Origin of the sequence: Streptomyces sp. YIM 130001 (genome assembly GCF_003574445.1) — a bacterium.
Taxonomy (GTDB): Bacteria; Actinomycetota; Actinomycetes; order Streptomycetales; family Streptomycetaceae; genus Streptomyces.
In genome coordinates, this window is the sequence record NZ_KZ984576.1 from 24,340 (window position 1) to 36,593 (window position 12,254).

12 protein-coding genes are annotated in these 12,254 nt (G+C 71.4%); 4 read left to right on the forward strand and 8 right to left on the reverse strand.

Annotated elements, in window-relative coordinates; genetic code table 11:
- The first annotated feature begins 122 nt into the window (after positions 1–122).
- Positions 123–1,226 (forward strand): hypothetical protein, encoded by a 1,104-nt coding sequence (locus DSC45_RS33685; protein WP_162929421.1) that lies wholly within the window; start codon positions 123–125, stop codon positions 1,224–1,226.
- 45 nt (positions 1,227–1,271) lie between these two features.
- Here DSC45_RS33685 and DSC45_RS33690 read toward each other — a convergent pair whose 3' ends face one another.
- Both DSC45_RS33690 and DSC45_RS33695 read right to left on the reverse strand, forming a co-directional pair.
- Positions 1,272–2,552 carry a sulfite oxidase gene (locus DSC45_RS33690; protein ID WP_119295839.1) on the reverse strand — a complete coding sequence of 427 codons (1,281 nt, stop codon included), beginning with the start codon at positions 2,550–2,552 and terminating at the stop codon, positions 1,272–1,274.
- A 103-nt stretch (positions 2,553–2,655) separates the two neighbouring features.
- The gene (locus tag DSC45_RS33695; protein WP_119295840.1) at positions 2,656–3,129 is read right to left on the reverse strand and encodes a hypothetical protein; all 474 of its coding nucleotides are present in this window, start codon (positions 3,127–3,129) and stop codon (positions 2,656–2,658) included.
- Positions 3,130–3,305: 176 nt separating this feature from the next.
- Between DSC45_RS33695 and DSC45_RS36170 the strand changes: the two genes are divergently transcribed.
- Positions 3,306–5,429, forward strand: a complete 2,124-nt coding sequence (locus DSC45_RS36170; protein ID WP_240435000.1) for a serine/threonine protein kinase — start codon at positions 3,306–3,308, stop codon at positions 5,427–5,429.
- Positions 5,430–5,535: 106 nt separating this feature from the next.
- Here DSC45_RS36170 and aceB read toward each other — a convergent pair whose 3' ends face one another.
- Both aceB and DSC45_RS33710 read right to left on the reverse strand, forming a co-directional pair.
- The gene (aceB, locus tag DSC45_RS33705; RefSeq protein ID WP_119295841.1) at positions 5,536–7,155 is read right to left on the reverse strand and encodes a malate synthase A; all 1,620 of its coding nucleotides are present in this window, start codon (positions 7,153–7,155) and stop codon (positions 5,536–5,538) included.
- A gap of 249 nt (positions 7,156–7,404) precedes the next feature.
- Entirely contained in the window at positions 7,405–8,004 is a 600-nt protein-coding gene (locus tag DSC45_RS33710) for a nucleotidyltransferase family protein (RefSeq protein ID WP_119295842.1), read from the reverse strand.
- 198 nt (positions 8,005–8,202) lie between these two features.
- Here DSC45_RS33710 and DSC45_RS33715 point away from each other — a divergent pair, with 198 nt between their 5' ends.
- Positions 8,203–8,493, forward strand: coding sequence for a DUF5955 family protein (locus DSC45_RS33715; RefSeq protein WP_119295843.1), 291 nt, complete (start codon positions 8,203–8,205; stop codon positions 8,491–8,493).
- A 48-nt stretch (positions 8,494–8,541) separates the two neighbouring features.
- On the opposite strand, the gene DSC45_RS33720 is transcribed toward DSC45_RS33715, so the two are convergent.
- Positions 8,542–8,904, reverse strand: coding sequence for a helix-turn-helix domain-containing protein (locus tag DSC45_RS33720; RefSeq protein ID WP_119295844.1), 363 nt, complete (start codon positions 8,902–8,904; stop codon positions 8,542–8,544).
- A 222-nt stretch (positions 8,905–9,126) separates the two neighbouring features.
- Between DSC45_RS33720 and DSC45_RS33725 the strand changes: the two genes are divergently transcribed.
- Positions 9,127–9,486: a hypothetical protein gene (locus DSC45_RS33725; RefSeq protein ID WP_119295845.1), complete on the forward strand. Its 360-nt coding sequence runs from the start codon at positions 9,127–9,129 to the stop codon at positions 9,484–9,486.
- 97 nt (positions 9,487–9,583) lie between these two features.
- Here DSC45_RS33725 and DSC45_RS33730 read toward each other — a convergent pair whose 3' ends face one another.
- From DSC45_RS33730 to DSC45_RS33740, 3 genes are all read right to left on the reverse strand, one after another.
- A complete protein-coding gene (locus DSC45_RS33730) occupies positions 9,584–9,892 on the reverse strand; it encodes an SCO5918 family protein (RefSeq protein ID WP_119295846.1) in 309 nt (102 codons plus the stop codon).
- 47 nt (positions 9,893–9,939) lie between these two features.
- Positions 9,940–11,466 carry a DEAD/DEAH box helicase gene (locus tag DSC45_RS33735; RefSeq protein WP_119295847.1) on the reverse strand — a complete coding sequence of 509 codons (1,527 nt, stop codon included), beginning with the start codon at positions 11,464–11,466 and terminating at the stop codon, positions 9,940–9,942.
- 285 nt (positions 11,467–11,751) lie between these two features.
- Positions 11,752–11,955, reverse strand: coding sequence for a cold-shock protein (locus tag DSC45_RS33740; RefSeq protein WP_119295848.1), 204 nt, complete (start codon positions 11,953–11,955; stop codon positions 11,752–11,754).
- Positions 11,956–12,254 lie beyond the last annotated feature (299 nt).

Sequence of the window (12,254 nt, forward strand, 5' to 3'; positions counted from 1 at the left end):
CTGACAACGGCCGCTCGAGCGGTGCGTCGCACCGGAAATGCTCACCTCCGTGCGTAGCCCCGTCCGCCCGGGCAGGTCATCGTGGTGCTTTCGCCCCCGAACCACCGCAGAGAGGACCGGAGTTGCGAAGACGTCACTTCATGTCGGGCCTGGCCGGGATGGCGGCCTCCGCCGCGCTCGTCCCCGCCTCCGCCGCCCACGCCGCACCGCGCCCCTCCGCCGCCGACGGCTGGCAGGAGGTCGCCGTACCGCCCGCCGAACCGGCCGCCCGCTTCTACGCGGTAGCCGCGGCCGGGCCCGCGCTCGCCTGGGCCGTGGGAGCGCAGGAGCTGCAGGTGGGCGCCGGCCGTCCGGTCGCCCACACCTGGAACGGCACCGCCTGGACCCCGGCCGGCCTCGGCCACCTCGAAGGACTCGTCCACCTGCACGCGGTCGCGGGGAACACCGAGCAGGCCTGGGCCCTCGGAGTGGACGTCGACGACACCGCCCTGCTGTTCGGCTGGGACGGCACCACCTGGCAGCGCGAGACCTTCCCCGGGCAGGGCGAAGCCGGGACGACACTCACCGGGATCGAGCTCGCCGCCGACGGCACCGCCTGGGCCTCCGGCCGGAACGGCGACAAACCCGGACTCCTCCACCACACCGCCGGCGGCACCTGGCAGTGGACCCCGGCGATCCCCGGCGAAGCCGTCCCCGCCCCGGCCCACGTCCACGTCGCGTCCTCCGGAGACATCTGGGCGTACGGCGACGTCATCGCCCGCTGGGACGGCGACTGGACCGTGATCCCGCGCCGACTCGGTCTGCGCGCGACGGTCAGCGGCCTGCTCCCGGTCGCGGACGACGACATCTGGCTCACCGGATACGACTACGGCGCGGGCGGCCCGCCCGGCAAGCCGCCCGGGATCGACTTCGAGCGCTGGAACGGCGAGGAGTGGACCGACGTAGCCGCCCCGTTCAGTGTCGGCATGCTGAGCGGCATCGTCGCCGACGACCAGGGACGCCCCGAACTCATCCCCGGCTGGGACTTCTGGGACCAGCCGCGCGCCCACTACCTGCGCTGGGACGGCACGGACTGGGTCGGCGAGCGCGGGCCCGAGACCGAGGACACCTTCCTGCCCTTCGCCCTGACCCGCGTCCCCGGCGCCCAGGGCGGCCACTGGGCGGTCGGCACCACCTCGTTCTACCGCCAGCCTCCGGCCCAACTGCGCATCGAGCACCACGCCTGACAGCGGTACCTCGGGGCGCGGCGCACTCCTGCGCGCCGCGCCCCGTCACACCACACTGACCGGATGGCGCACCACGGCGTCGAAGAGGTACCCCTGCTCGTTGGCGACCGTACGCTCCGGCTGCCGCACCCCGCGCGAGTCCGTCGCCCGGGCCAGGAGCTGCCGCGCACCGGCCCGCTCCGGACGCCAACGGGCCGACCAGCGCACCCAGTTGTCCTGTCTCGGAGAGTCCCGCAGTCGCGCGGGCCGCCAGCTCGCGCCGCCGTCCGTACTCACCTCGACGGACGTCACCCGCCCGCGGCCCGACCACGACCTGCCGGTCAGGACATGCGTGCGGCCGGCGGCGAACTCCTGTCCCTGCGCCACCTCGAAGGCGCTCTTCACGGTCTGCCGGGTCAGCGGGGCACTGCCCTCGGGGGGATACGCATCGCCGAACAGCCGGTAGAAGTCGGTGTTCCAGGGCGAGTACAGCGGCTCGGCGGACACCTCGATGTCGCCGACCCACTTCACCGAGGCGATGCCGACCCAGGACGGCACGAGTACCCGCACCGGATGCCCGTGGTCGGCGGGCAGCGGCCCACCGTTCATCTCGTACGCCAACACCACGTCGTCCAGGGCCTTTTCCACCGGCAGTGGACGCCGCACCCGTCCGAGGTTCGCGCCGTCGTCGGTCACGTAGTCGGCGTCCAGACCTCGGGGCTGTACGTCCACAGCGTCCCGGCGGACTCCCGCGAGGCGCAGTACGTCCGCGAGCCGCACCCCGCGCCAGCGGGCGCTGCCGACCGCACCGAGCGTCCACGCGGTGCCGGAGGCGGGCCGGCCCTGCTGGGTGTCGAAGTAGCTGCGTGCGTTCCCCGCGCACTCGACGAGCGCGCTGACGGTCACCGAGGGCAGCCGCCGCAGGTCGGCGTAGGAGAACTCCGTCCCGTCCGGCCGGCCGAGTCCGCTGCCCCACACCCGCAGGCTCCAACTGTCCTTGTCGATCACGGGAGTCGAGGTGTGGTTGCGGACGAAGAACCGCTCCACGGGAGTGTGCCGTCCGGTGTCGCGGAGCGCCTCGAAGCGGGTCTCGGCATTGGTGCCCCGCACCGTGAACCACTCCTCGGGCAGCGGTTTCACCGTGCCGGCGGTCGCGGCGGCGGTCGCCGAACGGCTCTCCGCCGCGGCGGGAGCCGCCGCCCAGGCACCGGTGGCGCCCACCGCACCGGTGGCCGCCAGCATCCTCAGGAGCAGCCGCCGGTCCACGCCCTCCGCCCGCGCCTCGCCCGCCAGGAACTGCTCTCGTCTGAGCCGGTCGTGCGCCACTTCGCCGATGTGATCACTCATGGTCACATCGTCGACCGACCCGTACCGTCAACTCCATGACGCCGCTGTGAAGTTCATGTGTCACGGGCCGTGAGGCGGCCGCCTCACGCTCCTGCGCCGTGCATCAGGCCCACCCGGGTACCTCCGGCGCCTCGAGCCGGGCTCCGACCCGACGGGCCTCGGCCAGTACGTCCGGATCACCCTCGGAATCGGCGCGCACCACGACATCCGTACCGGCCGGCGTGACCATCGACTTGGAGAACTCGATGACCGCCCAGGAACCGTCCGGCGCCAGTTCGGTCACCCGCCACTCGCTGCTCAGCGGGCGCAGTACGCCACGGCCACGCCAGCGGAAGACCAGACCGGGCCGCGCCGTCAGATGCGTGTCGACGCCCAGGATCCGCCGGGTCCGCCCGCCGGACTCGTACGAGACCTCGTCGGCCAACCGTGCCTCGCCGCGCGAGGAGGGCGGCAGCGCGGCGTAGGTGAAGGCCGCATTCTCACGCCGTCCACTCAGCCACATCGGGAAGGTCGAGCAGACGATCCGCCATCGGCCCAGGATGCGGTCGGGGGTCGGGCCGTGATCACCAGCATGCATGCTCCGGAGCCTACGGGGCGCCGGGCGGGCAGCGGCGACCGGGCGTGCCGGTCAACATCGGGGTGATCGGGTGGAGGGTGTGGACTCATCATCAACAGCCCTTATTCTGGCTCCGGTTGGCCTTGGACGGAGACGGTCCAAAGGCCGTGGCAGCGACTACGGGGGATCGGCTCGGCGTGCGTAACGACCAGGACGACGACTACGGCATCGAGTCGCTGCTGCCGGGGGACCCCGAGCGCATCGGGGCCTACCGGCTGCTGGGGCGGCTGGGAGCCGGAGGCATGGGCCGAGTGTTCCTGGCCCGCTCGGAGGGCGGTCGCACGGTGGCCGTCAAGGTGGTCCACGAGCAGCTGGCCGTGGACGCCGCGTTCCGGGCCCGATTCCGCCGGGAGATCGAGGCGGCCCGCCGGGTCAGTGAACGCTTCACGGCGCCGGTGCTGGACGCGGAGCCGGACGGCCGTACCCCGTGGGTGGCCACCGGCTACGTGGCGGGCCCCTCGCTGGAGCAAGTGGTGCGCTCGACCGGCCACTTGACGGCGGAGGCGGTGCTCGGCCTCGCCGACGGAATGCTGCGGGCGCTGTCCGGCATCCATGGCGCGCGCATCGTGCACCGTGATCTGAAGCCGTCGAACGTGATGCTGACGGTGCACGGACCGAAGATCATCGACTTCGGTATCGCGCGGGCCGTTCAGACGTCCGTGGAATCCCTGCTCACCGGCACCGGGATGGTGATCGGTTCCCCGGGGTTCATGGCGCCGGAGCAGGTCGTCGGTGACCGGGTCGGGCCGGAGGCCGACGTGTTCGCGCTCGGCTGCCTGCTCACCTATGCGGCCACGGGGCGCCTGCCGTTCGGCAGCGGTGCCTCGAACCAGCACGCGGTCATGTACCAGATCGTCGAGGCGCAACCGGATCTCGATGCGGTGGACGACGCCATCCTGCGGGAGTTCATCGAGGCCTGCCTGACGAAGTCCGCATCCGAACGCCCGTCCCTCGACGCACTGTTGGAGCGGATTGCGGAGGACGGCAGGGTGGCCTCGGCCGGGGCCGGCGCCGCCGAGAGCGCGGTCGCCGCATGGCTGCCGCCCGAGCTGGTCGCCCGTATCGCCCGGCAGACCGCCATGATCCTCGACCGGGACGTCCCGCCGGTACGGGCCCCCGAGCCGTCATCGGTGCCTCCCGCCGCGGTCGAGCCGTCCGACCCGGAGACGCCGGCCACGGCGGATGCGCCGGATACGGAACGGCCGGACGACCGTACGGTGGGGCTCCGCGCCGAAGGGAAGCCGCAGGCCGGGCGCCCGGATGCCGCCGCCGTAGCCGCGGCGTCCGCGGCATCGGACGACGCCGCCGACACGCGCGATCCGTCCACCCCCGATGCCGAAGCGTCCACCGGGGACCCCGAGAAGGCGACGCCCGACCGCCCCGAAGTCCCGGACAAGGACACCTCGGACTCCCGGCAAGTACCCGTCGCCGCAGCCGAATCGGCCACCCCCGCAGACGCCTCGCCCCCGCCCGCCGCCGGCCCCCGAAACTCCACCAGGCGCCGGATCTGGGCGATCGTCGCGGCCGCGGTCGCCGTGCTCCTCATCGGCGGCGGCGTGACTCTGCTCCAGCGGGACGACGAGAACCCGGACGCGTCCGGTGAGCAGCCCGGAGGCGCCGCATCCACCCCCAGCGCCTCGGCGTCGTCGGCCGGAACCGGCTCCGGTGACGGCAAGGGCGGGGATGACAAGGGGGACGGCAAGGACAAGGGAGAGGGCAAAGGCAAGGACAAGGACAAGGGCAAGGACGACGAGAAGGACGCGGCCGGCGAGGGCGACGACGCCTCGGCACCCGACGGCGGCTCCGGGAACAAGGACTCGCCCGCCGGGGAAGGCTCCGGAGCTGGCGAGGGGTCCGGCAGCGGTGCCGGGTCGGGAGGCGGCGATTCCGGAGGCGGTGGCGGGAAGCCTCCGGCCGACGGTGATGACCCGTCGGCCGGGTCGGTGCCGAAGGCGTTCCTCGGTACCTGGACCCGTTCGGCGCAGAACTCGGCCAACTCGTTCACCAAGATCGTGGTGCACCAGGTGTCACCCGGCGAGAAGGTCATGACGCTCTCCCGGACCTACGGCAACACCTGTGAGGCCAGGGCGAATCTGGTCGCGGTCCGGGACGGCGGCTCGAAGCTCGCCGTCACCGCGTCCTCCCTGCAGTCGGGCTCGTGCACGGGCTTCGACGCGAGCGACTGGCTGCTGGACGCCGGCAGCCTGCGCATGAAGAACAAGTTCTACGGAATGGGCTCCCCGTTCCAGCGCACCGGTTGAGCGGGCTCGACCGCAGTACGTGTCCGGGTGCTGCAGTCCGCGTACGACCGTGCCCCCGGCGCCGTAACGGGCGCCGGGGGCACGGTCCATGCGGGGAACAGCCCCGTCAGGGCAGCTGCTCGTACGCCGGCAGGGTCAGGAAGTCGACGTAGTCGGTGTCCAGGGAGACCTGCAGGAGCAGGTCGTGCGCCTGCTGCCAGTTGCCCGAGGTGAACGCCTCCTCGCCGATCTCCTCGCGGATCGCGGCGAGTTCCTCGGCTGCGACCTTGCGGGCGAGTTCCGGAGTGGCCTTCTCGCCGTTCTCGAAGACGACACCGGCGTTGATCCACTGCCAGATCTGCGAGCGGGAGATCTCGGCGGTGGCCGCGTCCTCCATGAGGTTGAAGATCGCGACGGCGCCGAGGCCGCGCAGCCAGGCCTCGATGTAGCGGGTGCCGACCTGGACCGCGTTGCGCAGACCGTCGTAGGTGGGCTTGGCGTCGAGGGTGTCGATGGCGATCAGGTCGCCGGCCGCCACCGAGACGTCCTCGCGCAGGCGCTCCTTCTGGTTCGGCTTGTCGCCGAGCACCGCGTCGAAGGAGGCCATGGCGATCGGGACCAGGTCGGGGTGGGCGACCCAGGAGCCGTCGAAGCCGTCGGCGGCCTCGCGGTCCTTGTCGTTCTTCACCTTCTCGAAGGCGACCTTGTTCACCTCGGCGTCCCGGCGCGACGGGATGAAGGCCGCCATGCCGCCGATGGCGTGCGCGCCGCGCTTGTGGCAGGTGCGCACCAGGAGTTCGGTGTACGCACGCATGAACGGCGCCGTCATCGTCACCGCGTTGCGGTCCGGCAGGACGAACTTCTGTCCGCCGTCACGGAAGTTCTTGACGATCGAGAAGAGGTAGTCCCAGCGGCCCGCGTTCAACCCCGAGGCGTGGTCGCGCAGTTCGTAGAGGATCTCGTCCATCTCGTACGCGGCGGTGATCGTCTCGATCAGGACGGTGGCGCGGACGGTGCCCTGCGGGACGCCGACGTAGTCCTGGGCGAAGACGAAGATCTCGTTCCACAGCCGGGCCTCGAGGTGCGACTCGGTCTTCGGCAGGTAGAAGTACGGGCCCTTGCCGAGCTCGATGAGGCGCTTGGCGTTGTGGAAGAAGTACAGGCCGAAGTCGACCAGGGCGCCGGGCACCGGGTCGCCGTCGAGCTGCAGGTGGCGCTCGTCGAGGTGCCAGCCGCGCGGGCGCATCACGACGGTGGCGAGTTCGTCCGCGGGCTTGAGGGCGTACGACTTGCCGGTGCGCTCGTCGGTGAAGTCGACCTGGCGGCGGTAGGCGTCGCTCAGGTTGACCTGGCCGAGGACGACGTTCTCCCAGGTGGGGGCGGAGGCGTCCTCGAAGTCGGCGAGCCAGATCTTCGCGCCCGAGTTCAGCGCGTTGATCGTCATCTTCCGGTCGGTGGGACCGGTGATCTCGACACGGCGGTCGTTCAGGGCCGCCGGAGCGGGAGCGACCCGCCAGGAGTCGTCCTCGCGGATGGAGGCCGTCTCGGGCAGGAAGTCCAGGGTGGAGGTGCGGGCGATCTCGGCGCGGCGCTCACCGCGGCGGTGAAGGAGTTCGTCACGCCGGGGCGTGAACCGACGGTGCAGCTCGGCCACAAAGGCGAGCGCCGCATCGGTGAGGACCTCCTCCTGCCGGGGCAGGGGCTCGGCGTCGACGATGGCCAGCGGGGACGGCGCTGGTGCGGACATGAGCTGTCACTTCCTTCAGCGGGGACACGGAGTGCGGCGCGAAGGCCTCGTGGCGACGGAAGGCGGTGACGGGCCGAGTGCGGACGGACGGCACCGAGTGCCGCGGGGTCCGCCGGGCCGTCCCGGGGAACGCCGATGTACGAAGCGCTTCTGACCAGTGGATAGTAGTTTCCTTATGGTGGAAGTTCAAGATCTGTTGACGTCGAGATTCTCCGAATCGAGGAATCATGGCGCTCAGTGCCATCGCCGTTACTCAAGGTGCGCCAGATCGGCCGTCGTATCAATGTCGTACGCCGCGGCCACATCCGCACACGGAACCCGCAGCACGTGGCCGGCGTGCTCCTTCAGGTACGACCGCGCCCCTTGGTCGCCCGTGGCCGCGGCCGCTGCCCCGGCCCAGTGGCGGGCGCCGAACAGCACCGGATGTGCCCGCTCCCCGTCGTACTCCGCGCTGACCAGGCTCGACGACGACACACACGCCGCGCGCACGCGGGCGATCGCCTCGGCGCCGATGCCGGGCTGGTCGACGAGCGTGACGAGCGCCGCCGCCACGCCCGTCGCCGACAGCGAGTCGAGTCCGGCGCGCAGCGAAGAGCCCATCCCCGAGGCCCAGTCCGTGTTGTCGATCACGACGCAGCCCGTGAGATCCGCCTGCTCGCGCACCGTCTCGCACGCAGCACCGAGTACCACGTGTACGCGACTGCAACCGCCCTCCCGCAGCGCCCGCACCGCGTGCTCGACCAGCGGCCGGCCACGATGCTCGAGGAGCGCCTTCGGCCGCCCGCCGAGCCGCCGTCCGCCGCCCGCGGCGAGCAGCACTCCGGCCACCTCGGTCTTCCGTGTCGTCATGCCCCCTGCATACCCCACCCTCCGGGCCCTCGCGGCCGATGCGGGGGGCCGACTGGCGCCGGGCGTATGCGGTGGCGTTTACTGGCCCGGGCTCCTTTGCGACTGACCACCGCGCGGGGGCCCGCGGACCGGGGAGGGTCCGCCGGGAGCAGGACGTGCACATCGGGATGTGCGAGGGGGAGAACCGTGTTGCGGAGTATGCACAGCAGTGTGAGAGCCGGCGGTGAGGACGACCCGCGGGTTGCGGAGCTGGCGGCCTGCGTGGGCCGTCTCCGGCGTGAACTGGCCGCTTACCAGGCCGAGTTCACGGATCGGGCGATAGCGGAGGAAGAGCTGGCGGACCTGCATGCGATGACTGCGGCCGGCCGGCCGGAGGTACGTCGTCTGCGGCTGTCGCTGCTCCTGATCGCCGGTTCGATCGGCTCGGTCAGCGCCCTGGCGCCTGCGCTGGCCCAACTCCACACGGCGGTGGAGCAGTTCCGGAGCTGACGGGGCCTTCGGCGCCGCGAACCGACGGCTCCGTGCGCGGGCATCGCGTCAGGTCTCCTCGCCCTTCGGGCTCGCCTCGGTGGCGCCGTTCCCCGTGTCATCGGCGGCGCTGCGGAACTCGGCGTTGATGCGCCGGGCCTCCTCGAGCTGATCCTCGAGGATGACGATCCGGCAGGCCGCCTCGATCGGGGTTCCCTGGTCGACGAGTTCGCGCGCGCGGGCGGCGATCCGCAGCTGGTAGCGGGAGAAGCGCCGATGGCCGCCTTCGGAACGCAGCGGCGCGATCAGCCGCGCTTCGCCGATGGCGCGCAGGAACCCGGGCGTGGTCCCGAGCAGCTCTGCGGCCCGGCCCATGGTGTAGGCGGGGTAGTCGTCGTCATCGAGACGGTCCAGCGAGTCGTCTGCCGTCATGCTCACCTCTCCGTGGCGCGCTTCTGCGCCCGCGGACGACGGCCCACAGAGAACCGCGCCGTCCCTCTGCCGACCCTAATGCCGCCGCATCGCCCCACGACAACCGCGGCTCCGGGACGCCGCTGTCCGGGGGCCGCGGCGCGGGGGCGCGGCCCAGGACGCCCGCCCGGGTGGGATGCGTCCTGGGGCCGGGCGCCCCACCGGTGCATAGAATCTGCTCCCATGTCGAAGCCTGACGAGCTACTCGTGGACGTCGCCGCTCTGGTCGAGTCCGGGCAGAGCAATCAGATGTCGCTGACCGTGGTCACCAGCGGTGCCGTCATCACCGGACGCCTTGCTCCCGAAGCCCTGTGGCGGCAGCGGGTGTCGGAGGTGCTGACGGACTCCGCGAGCCTGCGCGATTTCTCCGCCGCTTTCGCCGCACCCGCGAAGAAGGTCGACCCGCCCACCCACCTGCATTTCCACGTCGCCCGAATCCTGCAGGGCACGCTGGGCATCCCGGAGACCGGCGGGATGTACCGCGTGGCGATCGAGGACGTGGGCGCCTGGACCGTGGGCGACTTCAGCTATTCCGACCACTGACCGACGGCTGCCTCTCCCGGGCCGCGGCCCGGAACACCAATGAGGGCCCGACCGGCTTTTCCGCCGGTCGGGCCCTCACCGCTGTTCGTACGGCCGGTCAGCGGGGCGGCGCGGAGCCCAGCAGAGCGGAGGCCTGCCCGACCGGCCCGAGGATGCTCGGCGGCGCGACCGCGGGCGCACCGTGGCAGGTGAAGCCGAGCCGGGTCATCGCCCGGACGACCTCGCGCGCACTGAAGTCGCGGCGGTCCTGACGGGTGACGACCTGTCCCACCTGCATCACCGGATAGTGGCGCCGCCCGATGACCACGGACTCACCGGTGATCAACTCGGGCTTGATGCCCTTCATCGTGTCCAGGACGCCGCTCTTGGTCAGGTCGAACGGGAAGCGGGCGATGACACAGCGCATGAGACCTCACAGGGAGAAGGGAGCCGGGACATGGGGCGGAGGCAGGTTCAGGCGGCTGCCGATCCGGTGGACGACGTCCGGCCGGGTGAACGCCGGACCGCTGACGCGGGGCGGCGGCGACCACGGCGTGCCGGGGTGGCACGCGCCGGGCGTTCGGCCACCGGCGCGGTGATCACGACCGGCCTGCCCGACGGGGCCTGGGCGCCGGTGATGCGGTGCAGTTCCTGCTCGCCGGAGCGCACCTGGGTGGTACGCGGGCGGATCCCGGCGTCCGACATGAGGCGGACCATGCCGCGGCGCTGGCTCGGCGTGACCAGGGTGACGACGCTGCCCGCCGCTCCGGCTCGCGCCGTGCGGCCACCGCGGTGCAGGTAGTCCTTGTGGTCCGTGGGCGGATCGACGTTGACGACGAGGTCGAGGTCGTCGACGTGGATCCCGCGCGCGGCGACATTCGTGGCGACGAGTACGCCGACGTGCCCGGACTTGAACTGGGTCAACGTCCGGGTGCGCTGCGCCTGCGACTTGCCGCCGTGCAGCGCCGCGGCGCGTACGCCGCTGGCGAGCAGGTCGCGGGTCAGCCGGTCGACCGCGTGCTTGGTGTCCAGGAACATGAGGACGCGGCCGTCGCGGGCGGCGATCTCGGTGGTGGCCGCGTGCTTGTCGGCGCCGTGGACGTGCAGCACGTGGTGCTCCATCGCCGTGACCGCGCCGGCCGAGGGGTCGACCGAGTGCACGACGGGGTCGCTCAGGTAGCGGCGCACCAGCCGGTCGACGTTGCGGTCCAGGGTGGCCGAGAACAACATCCGCTGGCCGCCGGGCCGCACCTGGTCGAGGAGGGCGGTCACCTGCGGCATGAAGCCCATGTCGGCCATCTGGTCGGCCTCGTCGAGCACGGTGATGCCCACCCGGTCGAGGTGGCAGTCACCCCGGTCGATCAGGTCCTTGAGCCGGCCCGGAGTCGCGAGCACCACTTCCGCGCCGCCGCGCAGCGCGCTCGACTGCCTGCCGATCGACAGACCGCCGACGACGGTGGTGATACGCAGCCTGACCGAGCGGGCGTACGGCGCGAGTGCAGTGGTGACCTGCTGCGCCAGCTCACGGGTCGGTACCAGGATCAGCCCCAACGGCCGCCGGGGCTCGGCTTGTTGGCCTGCCGTGCGGGCGAGCAGCGCCAGGCCGAAGGCGAGGGTCTTGCCGGAGCCGGTGCGGCCGCGGCCCAGGACGTCCCGGCCGGCGAGGGAGTTCGGCAGTGTCGCGCCCTGGATCGGGAACGGCACGGCGATGCCCTGCCGGGCGAGTTCCGCCGTCAACGGCGCGGCCAGGTCGAGGTCGGCGAAGTCGGAGACGGCAGGCAGCGGCGGAGTGACCGACTCGGGGAGTGCGAACTCACCCTGCAGCGCCGCGGGCCGACGGCCCTGGCCGCCGCCCTGGGAGCGGCCGCCCTTTCCTCGGTCGGTGCCCCCGGAGCGGCTGCGCGCACCGTTCGCCAGGGTGCGGTCATTCATCCGTGTCCGGTCGTTCGAGCGCGTGCGGGCGTTCGTCCGTGTCCGGTCGTTCATACGTGTGCGGTTCATGGGGAACCTTCCTCGATACGGCGCATATCAAGGAATTCCCACTGTGAAAAAGTACGGCGCAGGGAATTACAGGCATGGACCGAGGTGGAAATGCGGGCCGTTGTCGGCCGGCGGAGAAGAAGCGCGGGTGCCGGTGCGGTCGCTTGCCGGCGGTCGAGCGCGAGGAGCGAAAAGATGCTCCCGGAAAATGCGTAAAGCTGGGGCCCGCGCCCCGAAGGATGCGGGCCCCAGCTGTACGTGCGTGGCTACGCGCTGTACGTGCGTGGCTACGCGCGTGCGTCAGCGTCAGGCAGGAACGATGTTCTCGGCCGTCGGGCCCTTCTGGCCCTGCGCGATGTCGAAGTTCACCTTCTGGCCTTCGAGCAGCTCACGGAAGCCCTGGGCGGCGATGTTCGAGTAGTGGGCGAAGACGTCCGCGCCGCCGCCCTCCTGCTCGATGAAGCCGAAGCCCTTTTCCGAGTTGAACCACTTCACGGTGCCAGTAGCCATGTCTATCTCCTTCGGGTGCAGTTCGGAATCCGCAGTGTGCGGAGACCGGGTCGCTGCGATGATCACCCCGCCGGAAATGACCGGAAATACAAAAGTGCTCCCGCCGGAAAACCGGCGAGGGCACTTGAAGTCTCGGGAACCACAACTGCAACTGCCACTGACAGTAGCACGTATCAGAATTTCCTGTACGTTGTGGATTTCCCTGCATCCGCCGCACGGAAAACCCTTCCCACGCGCCCCCTCAAATTCTCGGTCGGCGAACACAGATATGGACGCGTCCGGGTCCCCCCCCGGGGTTC